The 12,997-nt window shown below is 67.5% G+C and carries 15 protein-coding genes; 6 read left to right on the top strand and 9 right to left on the bottom strand.

The window, feature by feature from the left end:
• The coding region (locus VFQ05_13950; protein ID HET9327865.1) for an acetyl-CoA C-acyltransferase at window positions 1–135 on the top strand (135 nt) is incomplete at its 5' end.
• Here VFQ05_13950 and VFQ05_13945 read toward each other — a convergent pair.
• Window positions 132–596, bottom strand: a complete 465-nt coding sequence (locus tag VFQ05_13945; GenBank protein ID HET9327864.1) for a MarR family transcriptional regulator — start codon at window positions 594–596, stop codon at window positions 132–134. The two genes, VFQ05_13950 and VFQ05_13945, sit on opposite strands and share 4 nt — an antisense overlap.
• 76 nt (window positions 597–672) lie before the next feature.
• Between VFQ05_13945 and VFQ05_13940 the strand changes: the two genes are divergently transcribed.
• Both VFQ05_13940 and VFQ05_13935 read left to right on the top strand, forming a co-directional pair.
• Window positions 673–1,065 (top strand): VOC family protein, encoded by a 393-nt coding sequence (locus tag VFQ05_13940; protein ID HET9327863.1) that lies wholly within the window; start codon window positions 673–675, stop codon window positions 1,063–1,065.
• Window positions 1,066–1,074: 9 nt separating this feature from the next.
• Window positions 1,075–2,418, top strand: coding sequence for an amino acid permease (locus VFQ05_13935; protein ID HET9327862.1), 1,344 nt, complete (start codon window positions 1,075–1,077; stop codon window positions 2,416–2,418).
• Here the strand turns inward: VFQ05_13935 and VFQ05_13930 are convergent.
• Window positions 2,415–3,302, bottom strand: a complete 888-nt coding sequence (locus VFQ05_13930) for a DNA-formamidopyrimidine glycosylase family protein (protein HET9327861.1) — start codon at window positions 3,300–3,302, stop codon at window positions 2,415–2,417. The genes VFQ05_13935 and VFQ05_13930 overlap by 4 nt on opposite strands.
• Before the next feature lie 75 nt (window positions 3,303–3,377).
• Between VFQ05_13930 and VFQ05_13925 the strand changes: the two genes are divergently transcribed.
• Complete coding sequence (locus tag VFQ05_13925; GenBank protein ID HET9327860.1) at window positions 3,378–5,009, top strand: formate--tetrahydrofolate ligase; 1,632 nt, start codon at window positions 3,378–3,380, stop codon at window positions 5,007–5,009.
• 69 nt (window positions 5,010–5,078) lie between these two features.
• Here VFQ05_13925 and VFQ05_13920 read toward each other — a convergent pair whose 3' ends face one another.
• Window positions 5,079–5,909, bottom strand: coding sequence for a class I SAM-dependent methyltransferase (locus tag VFQ05_13920; protein ID HET9327859.1), 831 nt, complete (start codon window positions 5,907–5,909; stop codon window positions 5,079–5,081).
• A gap of 139 nt (window positions 5,910–6,048) precedes the next feature.
• On the opposite strand from VFQ05_13920, the gene VFQ05_13915 reads away from it, so the two are divergent.
• On the top strand, window positions 6,049–7,317 hold the full coding sequence (locus VFQ05_13915) for a SpoIIE family protein phosphatase (GenBank protein HET9327858.1): 1,269 nt from the start codon (window positions 6,049–6,051) through the stop codon (window positions 7,315–7,317).
• Window positions 7,318–7,344: 27 nt separating this feature from the next.
• Here VFQ05_13915 and VFQ05_13910 read toward each other — a convergent pair whose 3' ends face one another.
• The 4 genes from VFQ05_13910 to VFQ05_13895 form a co-directional block, all read right to left on the bottom strand.
• Window positions 7,345–8,193 carry a metal ABC transporter permease gene (locus VFQ05_13910; protein HET9327857.1) on the bottom strand — a complete coding sequence of 283 codons (849 nt, stop codon included), beginning with the start codon at window positions 8,191–8,193 and terminating at the stop codon, window positions 7,345–7,347.
• The gene (locus VFQ05_13905) at window positions 8,190–9,089 is read right to left on the bottom strand and encodes a metal ABC transporter substrate-binding protein (protein ID HET9327856.1); all 900 of its coding nucleotides are present in this window, start codon (window positions 9,087–9,089) and stop codon (window positions 8,190–8,192) included. Before VFQ05_13905 ends, VFQ05_13910 begins: the two co-directional genes overlap by 4 nt.
• A gap of 10 nt (window positions 9,090–9,099) precedes the next feature.
• Window positions 9,100–10,248, bottom strand: coding sequence for a hypothetical protein (locus VFQ05_13900; GenBank protein ID HET9327855.1), 1,149 nt, complete (start codon window positions 10,246–10,248; stop codon window positions 9,100–9,102).
• A gap of 99 nt (window positions 10,249–10,347) precedes the next feature.
• On the bottom strand, window positions 10,348–10,665 hold the full coding sequence (locus VFQ05_13895; protein ID HET9327854.1) for a hypothetical protein: 318 nt from the start codon (window positions 10,663–10,665) through the stop codon (window positions 10,348–10,350).
• A gap of 181 nt (window positions 10,666–10,846) precedes the next feature.
• Between VFQ05_13895 and VFQ05_13890 the strand changes: the two genes are divergently transcribed.
• Window positions 10,847–11,668 (top strand): enoyl-CoA hydratase-related protein, encoded by an 822-nt coding sequence (locus VFQ05_13890; GenBank protein HET9327853.1) that lies wholly within the window; start codon window positions 10,847–10,849, stop codon window positions 11,666–11,668.
• 65 nt (window positions 11,669–11,733) lie between these two features.
• Here the strand turns inward: VFQ05_13890 and arsM are convergent, their stop codons facing one another.
• Window positions 11,734–12,627, bottom strand: a complete 894-nt coding sequence (arsM, locus tag VFQ05_13885; GenBank protein ID HET9327852.1) for an arsenite methyltransferase — start codon at window positions 12,625–12,627, stop codon at window positions 11,734–11,736.
• Window position 12,628: 1 nt separating this feature from the next.
• Complete coding sequence (locus VFQ05_13880; GenBank protein ID HET9327851.1) at window positions 12,629–12,958, bottom strand: metalloregulator ArsR/SmtB family transcription factor; 330 nt, start codon at window positions 12,956–12,958, stop codon at window positions 12,629–12,631.
• Window positions 12,959–12,997: the final 39 nt, after the last annotated feature.

Below are 12,997 nucleotides of genomic sequence, written 5' to 3'. Positions count from 1 at the left end.
CCGACCGGCATGAGCGGGAACCGGATTCTGGTGGCTCTGCTCCACGAGCTGAATCGCGTGAAGGGCCGTTACGGGCTCGCCACGCTGTGCGTGAGCGGCGGCCTGGGGATGGCAGTCCTGGTCGAGCGCCTCTAGGCCGAGCGCATCTCGCGGGCCATGCGCTCGAGTATCTCGCTGGCGCGAGCCAGCAGCGCCAGATCGTCATCGCCGAGCTTCATGAGCCGCGCGCGAAGATGCTCGATGCGCCGCTCGCGCCCCTCTTCCAGCAGCCGTCGCCCGCGCGCCGTGGCCTCGATGCGGATGACGCGCCGGTCGCTGGGATCCACGCGGCGCGTGGCGAGTCTGCTCGATTCGAGGCCGGCGACGATGCGGCTCATGGTGGCCGCCGTGACCTGCTCGGCCTCGGCCAGTGATCCGAGCGTGACGGGTCCGCCAAAGACGATGACTGAAAGCGCCGAGAGCCTCGCGGGGCCGACGGCCGTGGCGCGGTCGACCTTGCGCAGCCCCCGCAGCAGATGAATGGCGGCCGAATGCAGGTGGTCGGCCACGTCGCGCTGCAACGAGGCGCGCGCCCGAGATGTCGCTTGACGGCTCACGCCATCATCCTGCATCGTTAGCATAGCTAAGTAAAGACCGAATTTCACCGACAGTGACTCATGGACAGGAGGGAGCATGACCGCCGCCACCGACCTGCGCATCCGGCGCGTCGGCCAGATCGCGATCATCGTCAAGGACATCGATCGCGCGACGGCCTTCTACCGTGACCGTCTCGGTCTCCGTCATCTCTTCAGCGTGCCCAAGATGTCGTTCTTCGACTGCGGCGGCACGCGATTGATGCTGGGGATCGCGGAGACCCCGGAGTTCGATCACCCGAGCTCGACGATCTATTTCGACACCACCGACATCGAGGGCTTTCACTCCCGGCTGGTCGAGTCCGGCGTGAAGTCCGAGGGCGACCCTCACAAGGTCGCAGACCTCGGCGATCGCGACCTGTGGCTGGCGTTCTTTCGCGACACCGAAGGCAACTTCATGGCGCTGATGGAAGAGAAGCCGCACGCGCGTTAGATTGTCGCGATGACGCCCGCCTCCCCGCCGTCGGTCGCGGTCCTCGGCGTCGCTTCTCCGCCGCGCCAGCAGCTCGTCCGGGCCATCGGGAGATGGACCATGGTGGCGCTCATGATCAACATGATCGTGGGCTCCGGCATCTTCGGGCTCCCCGCGCGGGTCTTCGGCCAGTCGGGGCCATGGTCGCTGCTGGCGTACGTGGGCTGTGCTTTGGTGATCGCGTGCATCACCCTGTGCTTTGCCGAGGTCTCGAGCCGCTTTGCGGGGAGCGGCGGGCCCTATCTCTACGCGAGCGAAGCCTTCGGGCCGATGACCGGGTACGTCGTCGGCTGGCTGATGGTGGTGACGCGCATGACTTCCCTCGCGATCATCGCCAACATCATGGCCGACTACCTCGCCTATTTCTGGCCGGCCGCTTCCGCCGGTCCCATCCACACCGCGATCATGGTCCTGGCGATGCTGGCGCTCGCTGTTCTGAATGCCACGGGGGTTCGTGAAGGGGCCGGGGTGTGCGCGATGCTCACGGTCGTCAAGCTCCTTCCGCTCCTGCTCTTCATCGCGTTCGGGCTCTCGTTCATCCAGCCGCATCGGTTTGCGGGTCCAGCGCCGGGCGGTGAGCTCATCACGCAGAGTGTCTTTCAGCTGATCTTCGCCTTCGGCGGATTCGAGGCCGCGGTGGTGACGGCAGGAGAGATGAAGAACCCCCGCCGTGACGCCCCGTTCGCCCTGCTCATGGGAATCGGAGCGGCGACGCTGCTCTACGTCCTGATCCAGACCGTATGCATTGGAACACTTCCGGAGCTGGCCAGCTCGAAGCGGCCGCTGGCCGACGCGGCGGCTCGATTCGCCGGTGGCGTGGGTGGGGGCGTGATCGCGCTCGGAGCATTCGTGTCGACGCTGGGCACGCTCGCCGGCTCCACGCTCGCAGGTCCGCGCGTGCTGTTCGCGATGGCCGAGCGCGGGCACATGCCGGCATCCCTGGCGGGGCTGCACCCGCGCTTCCTCACCCCGTTGGCGGCGATCGTGGTGATCACCACCGGCGGCGTGGCGCTGGCGATCACGGGAACCTTCACCTATCTCCTCGGTCTCAACGTGATCACTCGGCTGGTCCAGTACCTCGTCACCGCGCTCGCGGTCTTCCCGCTGCGCCGCCGCGAGCCGGAAGCCGCGCCGTTCGTCGTTCCCGCAGCGGCCGTGGTCGTGCCCTTCACGGTGATCGCGTGCCTCGTGCTGATGACCCGGAGCAGCGTGAACGAGCTGCGCGATATCGTGATCGCGCTGCTGCTCGGGCTCGCGGTGTATGGCCTGCGCGCGGCCTGGCTCAAGACGCGAGTCGCTGGTCCCGCGACCTAGTCCGCCAGCTCCTCGAGCGTGCGCGGCCAATCCGACTTGAGCAGGCGGGACAGCGAGCGATCGGCCAGCAGCCGGCCTTCCGTCTGGCAACGCGCGCAGTAGTTGGTCTCATGGTCGGCATAGACGATCCGTTGCACGGGTGAGCCGCACACCGGGCAGGGCTTCCTGTACTTGCCGTGCACGGCCATCTCGGGGCGGAACGCGGTGACCTTCTCCGGGAACTCGTCGCCGAACTGCGACCTGAGCCGCTCCGTCCATTCGGCCAGCACCGTACGGACCGCCTGCCAAAGCCGCTTCACCTCGTGGGGGGCGAGCCGTGTGGACGAGGCCAGGGGTGAGAGCCGGGCACGGTGCAGGATCTCGTCGGAGTACGCGTTGCCGATTCCCGAGAAGTAATGGGGATCGGTGAGCGCACGCTTCAGCGTGTGGTTCCCTCGCGTGAGCGCAGCCTCGAACTCCTCGAGCTTGCACGTGAGCGGCTCGATGCCGCCCGGGTCGAGCGCCTGGACCGCGGCTTCGCCCTGGACGACGTGAAGCCCGGCGCGTTTCTTGGTGCCGGCCTCGGTCAGCGTCAGCGTCCCGTGGGGAAAGTCGAATGCCGCGAGTCCGGTCTTGCCGGCCGCGGTCGCGCCGCGCTCTTTCCAGTGAAGCCTGCCCGCGATCATCAGATGGAGGACGAAGAAGAGATCGTTCTCGAACCCGATCACGATGCGCTTGCCCAGCCGGCGCAGCTCGCGCACCCGTTGACCGACGGCATCGTCCGAGCTCGGCTCCACGGTGCGCAGCAGGTTGAGCCCGGAGATGCGGACGCGCTCCAACGGCTGCCCGATCAGGCGCCGCTCGAGGTGCTCCACATAGAGGGTGACATCCGGAAGCTCGGGCATTTCTGGACAGCGTAACGGACTGGTCCATCGGTCCCATACGACCGAATGCCGGGCTGCGCTATAGTCGCGATCCGCATGAGGCCAATCACCGAGGTTGCCGAAGCGCTGGGGCTCGATTCACGTCATCTCGAGCCTTACGGGAAACACAAGGCGAAGATCTCGCTGAGCGCGCTCGACGGCAAGAAGCTCGAAGCGCGGCTCATCCTGGTTTCCGCGATCACGCCCACTCCCGCGGGCGAAGGCAAGACCACCACCTCGGTCGGCCTGGTGCAGGGACTCTGCAAGAGCGGCGTTCGGGCGATGGCCGCGCTGCGTGAGCCATCCCTCGGTCCCTATCTCGGGCTCAAGGGTGGAGGCTCCGGCGGCGGACGCTCGCAGGTGGAGCCGGCAATCGACGTCAATCTCCACTTCACCGGCGACATCCACGCGGTCTCGAGCGCGCACAATCTGCTGGCCGCGATGGTGGACAACTCGCTCCACCACGGAAACCCGCTCGGCATGGACTCGCGCCGCGTGGTGTGGAAGCGCGCGCTCGACATGAACGACCGCGCGCTGCGTGACATCGTGATCGGCCTGGGCGGAAGAAGCGAAGGCGTCCCACGCGAGACCGGCTTCGACATCTCGGCGGCCAGCGAGGTGATGGCGATCCTGTGCCTCGCCGACGGCATCCCCGACCTCAAGCAGCGCCTGGGGCGCATCGTGGTCGGCTACCGCCCGGATGGAACGCCGGTGAAAGCCTCGGACCTCCACGCGGTGGGCGCCATGGCGGCGCTCCTGCGGGACGCGATCAAGCCGAACCTCGTGCAGACGACCGAAGGATGTCCCGCGGTGGTGCACGGTGGTCCGTTCGCCAACATCGCCCACGGCACCAATTCGATCACCGCCACCCGCATGGCGATGGCCTACGCGGAGGCCGTGGTGACCGAGGCGGGCTTCGCCTTCGAGCTCGGAGCCGAGAAGTTCTTCGATATCAATTGCCGCTACGGAGGTTTTGCCCCGTGCTGCACCGTGCTGGTGGCCACGGTGCGCGCGCTCAAGATGCATGGCGGCGTCCCGATGGACGACATCGGCACGCCCAACTGCGAGGCCGTCCGGCGCGGACTCGAGAACCTCGACAAGCACATCGAGAACATCCGAAAGTTCGAGCAGCGCTGCGTGGTGGCGATCAACGGATTCCCCACCGACACCGAGGACGAGGTCGCGCTGGTCCGCGAGCACTGCGAGGTGCACGGGCTCACGGCGGTCAGCGCCCAGCCCTTCAGCGGAGGCGGCGAGGGCTGTTGCGAGCTGGCCGAAGCGGTGTGGGCGGTGGCGAAGCGGGCCAAGCCGCACTTCCGCCCGCTCTACGACTGGAACGATCCGATCGAGAAGAAAATCGCCACGGTCGCCGCCGAGATGTACGGCGCGGAGGCCGTCGATTACCACGCGCGCGCGCGCCGCGACAAGGCGGCGCTCGCCAAGCTGGGTTACGACAAGCTCCCGGTGTGCATCGCCAAGACCCAGCAATCGCTCTCGGACAACCCCGCCTTGCTGGGACGGCCCAAGGACTTCCTGGTCACCGTGCGCGAGATCCAGCTCGCGGCGGGCGCGGGGTTCCTGGTTCCCATTACCGGTGAGATCCTGCGGATGCCGGGATTGCCGATCCATCCGCTGGCGGAACAGTTCGACCTCTCGGACACCGGTGAGATCGTGCTCGGGAGCGGCTAGGCAACCCTCGACGCCTCCGCGAGCCTCACCGGGCTGTCGATCATCCTCGGAGGCGACGGACGCGAGCCGTCACTTCACGCCGATGATGAAGGCGAGCCAGGCTTCCTGGTTCACGAATCGCACCCGACGGCGAAAGACACTGAGCGCCTTGTTCGTCTCATCGTCCCAGCCTTGCACGTAGACCTGGACCTCGCGGAACCCGGCCTCGCGCAGCGCCTCGTCGATCTCCGGCAGTCCCCACACGCGCCAATCGTACTTGAAGGCGTTGCGCAGCTCGGTGCCATCATCGAGCTCGAAGTGGATTGCGGCGTGCAGGTTGTAGTCGATGGGATTGAAGCTCTTCTGCTCCCAGACGTAGGTGAAAGCCGGAACTCGCTCGCCGGTCCGCGTGCGAATGCCGCGTATGCGGCGGCGTTCGACCATCTCCCGCAACGTTCGATCGCCTCCAAATGCATCGAGCACCATGAGCCCTCGCGGCGCCAGCGAGCGCCGCACGCTGCGGAAGTACTCCACGAGCTGGGCGCGCTGCTTGAACACCCAGTACGAGCAATTGAGCGCCACCACGACATCCACCTTCGGGGTGCGCGCGCGACGAACGTCGGCGCGCACGAAGCGAAATCTGCGAGCGGCGCCGCCGATCAGCGGCAAGTGATGGGTCCGGGCCCAGTCGATGGGTCGGCGGTCGAGATCGACCGCCCATGCCTGGCGCGTGGCCTTGCGCTCGACCCACGTCGAGGCCAGCCGGGCGGTGCCGCAGAAATCTTCGCGCAGCCGCTCGAAGGGCGTGCCGCGTTTGCGCTTGTAGATGCTGCGCAGGAAATCCAGATCGAACTCGACATCTTGCACGGATGCTTCATAGAGCCGATAGCGGTCAGGTTTCATGGCGCGGGAGTAAAGCATCTGTCAGGCCTCCGCGCACGTGGCCCGGGAGGGTGCGCTCGTCCGGCGCAGGCATCTGTCTCCGACCATCCACGTATCTCACCCATCGGCATCCACCCGCAGCAACCTCTCACCGCGAGCGAGGTGCACCTTGGCCTTGATGGCTGTTTCGTCGATCGAAGACTCGACGCTGGAGCTCGATCGACTGCGCGCTCGAGTCGCCGAGCTCGAGGCCTGGAACCGCGCCGCCGAGCGCGCCGCAGAGGCGCTGGTTCGCAGCGAGGACGCGCTGCGCAAGATCTTCGATCACTCGAACGACGGGATCCTGGTGGTGGATCCGTCCAGCGACCGGATCGTTGACGTCAACCACCGCGCCTGCGAGATGCTGGGATACGAGCATGCCGAGCTCCTGTCCATGCCTCTCATGGGTCTCTATCCCGACGACCCGCACGAGCTGAAGGCATTCGCACGCCAGGTGCTCGAACGCGGGATGGGGTCCACCATCGAAGTCGAATGCCGGACGCGCACCGGGGAACGCCGCGCCACGGAAATCTCCGCCTCGGTCGTGGGTCTCAGCACGGGGAGCTACCTGATCGCGCTGCTGCGCGACGTCACTGACCGTCGCGCCGCGGAAGAACACCTCCGGCGCGCGAATGCGCGCATGCGAGCGGACCTCGAAGCCGCGGCCGACATGCAGCGATCGCTGCTTCCCGCCGCGCCACCCGCCATCGAAGGCGTCCGGGTGGCATGGTCGGTGGAGCCCTGCGAGCGTCTCGGAGGGGACACGCTCGACGTGTTCGCGCTCGATGCGGAGCACCTGGGGTTCTACCTCATCGACGTCAGCGGACACGGCGTGAAGGCCGCGATGTTGTCGGTGGCGCTCCACCACGCCCTACGCCCTTACCCGATGCCCGGGGCTCTCCTGGTCGAGGCCGCGCGCAACGGACGCAGGACGCCTCGTCTGGTGTCGCCGCGCCGAGTCGCCGCCCGGCTCAACCGGATGTTCCCGATGGACTCCGACTCCGGACAGTACTTCACGATGGTCTACGGGATCCTCGACGTGCCCAGGCGCGAGCTGCGCTTCGTCTCCGCGGGCCAGGGCGCGCCGTTCCACGTGCCGCGCGGCGGCGAGCCCGAGGAGATCCGGCGCTTCGATCTTCCGATCGGCGTGCTGCCCGATGCGACGTATCGCGACCACCGGGTGTCGCTCGCGGCCGGGAGCCGTCTCTACTTCGCCTCGGATGGCGTCGTCGAAGCCGTGGATGCCTCGGGCGCCGAGTTCGGGCGCGAGCGGGTCCTCACTGGGTTGCGGCGCCACCGGCACCGCAGCCTGTCGGGCGGAACGGCAGAGCTCATGCGCGAGGTCCGGGATTGGAGCGGGCGCGGCTTGCGCGACGACGTGTCACTCCTGGCGGTCGAACTGGTGTGAGACGAAACGAACGCAGTGCCGCGCCCATTACGCTCGAGCGGCCTGCGATCGCCCCCGCCTCACGACCGACAGCAGCAGTCCCTGGAGTAGAAGCATCGCGGTCAGAGAAACGAGGACGCTCGGCGCCGCCGGGAGGTCGAGCTGCACCGAGCCGATCAGTCCCACGAAGCCGGCCGCGATGCCGAAGATCCAGCCCACCACCAGCGCGGGAACCGTGCGCGATGTCGCCATGACGCCGGCGATCGCCGGGATGACGAGCAGACCGAACACCAGCAGCACGCCCGCGATCTGCACTGCTGACGTCACCACGAATCCGAAGGTGGCGTAGAAGAGCAGGTCCCACAGGAAGAGGCGCCGCCCGCGGGCGCGCGCCCCCTGGGGATCCGTGGTGATCTCGAAGAACGGCTTTCGGAGGAAGAAGTGCACCAGTCCGATGGCCGTATAGAGAACGGCGACCCATGCGATGTGATGCGGATCGACCGTATAGAGCGTGCCGACCAGCGTCTCCTTCAGGTGCTCCGGACCGGCGGGGCTCTTCTCCAGCACCAGGAAGACCAGCGCCTGCGCCGTCGCGAACACAACGCCGATGAAGGCTTCGAGCGGCACGTTGCGCGCCCGTCCGCGGAGCCAGGAGAACACCGCCGCACCGATGAACGTCATCCCGAGCGCCAGCAGGTAGGACGCTGTCTCGTTGTGCTCGAGGCCGAGCACGATGCCGAGCGCGACGCCGAGCGCCGCCATCTGCGCGAGCGCGAGATCCACGAACAGCACGCCGCGCCGCACGATGTGAAAGCCGAGGTAGGCATGAATGCCCGCCAGCACCAGCACCGAGATCGCGGCGATCTGGAAGAACGGCAACGAAATGGCCTCGATCATGGGGTGCCTCTGCCCGAAGCCGCGATCACGGCCTGGAGCACGGTGCCGAAGCGGGCCAAGTAGCTTCCGGCCGCGGGCAAGTCGCAGGAGGGGGCTGCGGCCGCGGTCTTCACCGAAGCCTGCCGCTCGAGGAACTTCGACGCGTCGGTCTGGAAGTAAGGCTCCTTGATCAGAACGCGCACGCCGCGGGACTTGGCGATCTGCACGAGATCGGCCAGATGCCGCGCGGTCGGAGGGATCCCCGGCACCGGCTCGGCGGTGGCCGCGACTTCGAGACCGAAGGCGTCTGCGAAGTAGGACCACGAGCGGTGGTAGGTGAACACCACCTTGCTCGGCAGCGAAGACGCGGTCTGCACGCCCTTCTTCCACGTCGCCTCCGCGTCCCGGGCAAAGGCCTCGGCCCGGCTTCGGAAATCCGCCGCGTGCGCGGGATCCTGCCTGGCGAAGGCCTCGGCGATGGTGCGGGCGATGACGCCGCCGTTCCTGGGGTCGAGCCAGTAGTGAGGATTGCCGTTGGGATGCACGTCGCCCATCGAGGCGTCGACTCGTCCGGTCGGGACCTCGAGGACGCGCACGCCCTGCGAGCAGTCCACGATCGTGAGTCGCTGGTTGCGCGATCCGTCGATGATCGGGTCCGCCCACTGGTCGAGCTGGAGTCCGACCTTGAGGTAGATCTGCGCGCGCGAGACCTTGACCATGTACGAGGGCAAGGCCTCGACACGGTGAACGTCGGTGTTCGGGCGCGCGATCGCGAACACCTCGACCTGATCGGCGCCCACACTGTTCGCGATCGACGCCAGGTCGTTGATCGAAGCAGCGACTCGAATCTTCGCTCCGGCCTCGATCGGCCAGAGGAGCGACGCGCCCAGCGCGAGCGCCGCGAGCCATGTCTTCATGACGAGTCTCCTAGAACTGATGGGCCTTGTGAGGGCCCATGGAAAAGATGACGCGGAAGGTGACCGTGTTCACTTCGCCGGGGAACGACGACCCGCTGCCCGGCATCGAGTGGTTCCAGTCCAGTCGGAACGCGGTGGACTCTTCGAGCAGCGCCAGGCCGGCGAACACGCCGAATGTCTGGTGGGTGGCCTGGCTCGAGGTCGGCTCCTGGAAGTGTTCGTACGAGGCGCCGACGTTGTAACGGGTATCGAAGTTGTAGTCGGCGTACACGTAGCCGCCGAACGGCGTCACCGTCGACTTCGTGTAGCTCGCCGCCGCCGGATCCCATGCCGCGTTCTCGCGGTCCAGGCTGAGGACCTCGGCCTGGAGGAGGAGATAGGCATTGGCCGACGTCCACAGCTTGAGCTTGGCGTCGCCGCCCCACACGGTGGTCCTGGTCGCAGCCGCCACGTTGTTGGTGCCCTGGGTCCCGGAGACCCCGAGCTCGAGGCCGGAGCGGTCGTCGATCGGCACGAAGGCCGACAGCCGGCCGATTCCTGCGGGCCGCGGCTCGCCGGCGCGGTCGTCGCCCCCCAGCTCGAGCGGATCGGTCGGATCACCCGAAGATTCGCGATCGATGAGGTAGGAGTCGCCCTTCAGCCAGTCGGCCGAAACCGTGATCGCCCAATCCCCCGGACTCGGAAGGCGGCCGGAGAGCTGGAGGCCGGTTTCGTTGAACGACGCCTCGCCCGGCAGGTACGCCGCGAGCACACGGGGGCGCTCCGCGAAGGGCACCGCGTGCGGATGCAGGGGATTCAGCTTGCCGAACTCGACGCGGTACTTTCCGCCCTTGATCGTGAGCCCGGCGGGCAAGCCACGCAGCAGCGTGAAGTATGCCTCCTCCACTCCAACTTCTTCCGGCGTGAACGCCAGCGTGAAGAAGCCGCGCGCGTACGGGTTGAGGTAGTCGTCATAGATCACCTCGGTTTCCCCGACGTCGAGCGTGGCGCGCCGGGCGGCGGGATCGCCTTCGTCGTCGGTCCAACGCGAAAACGGCTGTCCCACGATGGAGATGTTCGGATTGGTGACGCCGGCACGGGCCGTCGCCGCCCATGTGAGGAGCGTCAGCGCGGGAAGCAGGCGTAGCACCCCTCCGAAGAAGGGATGGCGAGCGAGCACACAGTCCTCCTGTGTCTCCAAGAGCAAGAGGTCTGGCCTCGCGGCATTCGTCGGCGAGGCCGGAAAGGACGGGAAGCGCGAGGCGCTCGCCGTCGAGCTCTAGGAGAGAGGCGGGGCCCTGGGAGAAGCGGTGCCGCGCGACTGTTCGACGCGATCGAGGTCCTGACCCAGGAAGACCGCGGCGTGATCGACGAGACGCGGAGCGGGCGCGGCCTGGATGGCTTCCGCCACGACGCCGCCGTGAAGACCGGCGCATTGAGCGCACGGATGGGGGAAGGCATCCCGCGGGTTCTCGCACGCTTCGTCGGTGAGGTGATGCCAGATGTGACCCGCCGAGGCGAGCGCCAGAACGGCGATCACCACGATCCCGAAGGCGCGCAACCGGTCGCTTCGGAGGCGGGTCCGAAGAGGCATCATGTCCGCGATTCTCGCACGCGCCGCTCGGGGCCCGCAATCGGAGCCGAGCGCGCCGGCAGAGCATTCGCGAAGCTCCGCCGCCCACGTCATCGTCAGGAAGCAGTGAAAGAAGTAGCCTGCCCAACGGCCATCGACCTTGCCCTGCCCGGCCGTCCCGTCCGATTCCATTCCCGGAGGACCCATGTCGGAACTCGTCGAGCTCGCCGTCGCGGACCGTGTCGCCACCCTCACCCTCAATCGTCCCGAGAAGCTCAATGCCTTCAAGGACGACATGCGGGACGCGCTCGTGCCGGCACTCGACCGTGTGGCCGCCGACGCCGAAGTCAGGGTGTTGGTGATCACCGGCGCGGGACGAGCGTTCTCGGCCGGCGGCGACATCCAGCACATGGCCGACCTCAAATCCCGAGATGCTTCCTACGAGGAGTTCCTTCCCATGCTGGAGGCCGGGCGTCTCGCGGCCCGCCGGCTGGCGGCGCTGCCGATCCCGACACTGGCCGCCATCAATGGTCCCGCGGCCGGCGGCGGGCTCAACCTGGCGCTCGGTTGCGATCTGCGCATCGCCTCGGACCGCGCCGTCCTCGGAGAGACGTTCGTGCGCCTCGGACTGCACATCGACTGGGGCGGCGCGTATCACTTGCCGAGGCTCGTGGGCCTCGCCAAGGCTCTCGAGCTGTGCTGGCTCGGAGAGCTGATCGACGCTCAGGAAGCCTTGCGCATCGGGCTCGTCAATCGCGTCGTGGCGCACGAGCAATTCGCCGACGAGGTCCGCGCCGTCGCCTCGCGGCTGGCTTCGGCACCTCAGACCAGCGTTCGGCTCACCAAGCGCACGCTGACGGCTTCGCTCGAGCGTTCGCTCGCCGAGTGCCTCGAGACGGAGATCGACGCTCAGCGCTCGTGTTGGGCCAGCGCCGACGTGGCCGAGGGAACCCGCGCTTTCCTCGAGAAGCGCTCGCCACGCTTTACCAGCGAGGCCCTCGCTTCGGGAGCGACTCGGTTCGAATAGCGCGACGCAGTGCTCCTCTGCAACTCCCTACTCTCCCTGGGGAGAGCAAGGAAATACAAACCGCCTCAACCTTTGCGCGCGGCCACGGTGATCGATCGCACCGCCCCGAAAGCCGCGCGCTCGGGACTCTCTTCGGGCAGATCGGAGAGTCCGGGGTCATAGCCCGACTCGTGGACGATCGTCACGTCGCCGAACCCGCCCTCGCGGACCAACCGCAGGTATTCCTCGCGCAGCGCCGCGCCGGCCACGCAACCGACGTACAGGTCCACCGATCGTCTGAGCTCGGGTGACAAGACCCGATCCAGAACGAGATCGCTCACCACCATCTGCCCCCCGGGCTTCAGCGCGCGATACGCCTCACGAAACACCTGGCCCTTGTCCGGTGAGAGATTCACCACGCAGTTGGAGATGACCAGATCGACGCTCGCGTCGGCCACCGGCAGATGCTCGATCTCGCCGAGCCGGAACTCGGCGTTGTCGATGCCGTGACGGGCGGCCACGGACCGGGCGCGCTCGACCATGGAAGGGGTCATGTCCACGCCGATGGCCCGGCCTTGGGGACCCACCGCGCGAGCCGCCAGGAACACGTCGAGACCGGCGCCGGAGCCGAGATCGAGGACCACGTCACCAGGCCGCAGCGCCACCCCGCGGAGCGGACTGCCGCATCCCAGGCCGAGGTTCGACTCCGCGGGGATGCTTTCGATCTGCTCCGACGTGTAACCAATCTGCTCGAGCACGCCTTCGATGGAGCCGCCGTTGCAGCCGCACTCGGTCCCGCAGCATCCGGCCGACCGGCCTTCGGCGATCGCGCCATAGCGCTCGCGCACGGCGTTGCGCACGTCGGCGGACGATTCGAGCGCGGCAGGCAAAGGCTCGTGACGGGACGCTTCGCCGCCACAGCATGTGGAGTCGCAGCAGGCTTCCGAAACGGGTTCCATCGGGGTGGGTGCGTCACTCATCTCATAGCTCCTCGACCAGCGTCTTGAGCCGCTGGACCGCTTCAGGGTTCACGCAGTAACAGACGCGCGGCGGATCGATCGTGCCGCGGACCAATCCTGCGCCTTTCAGGACCTTCAAGTGCTGGGACACCGTCGCCTGGGCCAGGGGAAGCTGGTCGACGATCGAGCCACATTGACACTCCCCGCTCGCGCTCAGGAACTTCAGGATCGCGACTCGCGCCGGGTGACCGAGCGCCTTGGCCAGCCGGGCCAGGTCGAGATCTTTCGCGGTGGCTTCTGATCTCGCGCCGCGTTTCCCCCCACGGGCAGGGGCGGTCGGGCTTGGGCTCATGCTCTCTCCCAGGGTTTGTCGAGCCTCGGATCGTTTATC

The sequence above is a fragment of the Candidatus Eisenbacteria bacterium genome (assembly GCA_035712145.1).
GTDB lineage: Bacteria > Eisenbacteria > RBG-16-71-46 > RBG-16-71-46 > RBG-16-71-46 > DASTBI01.
Note: the sequence above shows the minus strand (reverse complement) of the source record. Positions and strands in the feature narration are given on the sequence as shown.

Bases quoted from the DNA above. Each gene is read 5' to 3' on its own strand.
- VFQ05_13915 (HET9327858.1), top strand. From the start codon at position 6,049: ATGGCTGTTTCGTCGATCGAAGACTCGACGCTGGAGCTCGATCGACTG.
- VFQ05_13895 (HET9327854.1), bottom strand. From the start codon at position 10,665: ATGATGCCTCTTCGGACCCGCCTCCGAAGCGACCGGTTGCGCGCCTTC.
- VFQ05_13940 (HET9327863.1), top strand. From the start codon at position 673: ATGACCGCCGCCACCGACCTGCGCATCCGGCGCGTCGGCCAGATCGCG.
- VFQ05_13935 (HET9327862.1), top strand. From the start codon at position 1,075: ATGACGCCCGCCTCCCCGCCGTCGGTCGCGGTCCTCGGCGTCGCTTCT.
- VFQ05_13920 (HET9327859.1), bottom strand. From the start codon at position 5,909: ATGCTTTACTCCCGCGCCATGAAACCTGACCGCTATCGGCTCTATGAA.
- arsM (HET9327852.1), bottom strand. From the start codon at position 12,627: ATGAGTGACGCACCCACCCCGATGGAACCCGTTTCGGAAGCCTGCTGC.
- VFQ05_13925 (HET9327860.1), top strand. From the start codon at position 3,378: ATGAGGCCAATCACCGAGGTTGCCGAAGCGCTGGGGCTCGATTCACGT.
- VFQ05_13890 (HET9327853.1), top strand. From the start codon at position 10,847: ATGTCGGAACTCGTCGAGCTCGCCGTCGCGGACCGTGTCGCCACCCTC.
- VFQ05_13910 (HET9327857.1), bottom strand. From the start codon at position 8,193: ATGATCGAGGCCATTTCGTTGCCGTTCTTCCAGATCGCCGCGATCTCG.
- VFQ05_13930 (HET9327861.1), bottom strand. From the start codon at position 3,302: ATGCCCGAGCTTCCGGATGTCACCCTCTATGTGGAGCACCTCGAGCGG.
- VFQ05_13880 (HET9327851.1), bottom strand. From the start codon at position 12,958: ATGAGCCCAAGCCCGACCGCCCCTGCCCGTGGGGGGAAACGCGGCGCG.
- VFQ05_13905 (HET9327856.1), bottom strand. From the start codon at position 9,089: ATGAAGACATGGCTCGCGGCGCTCGCGCTGGGCGCGTCGCTCCTCTGG.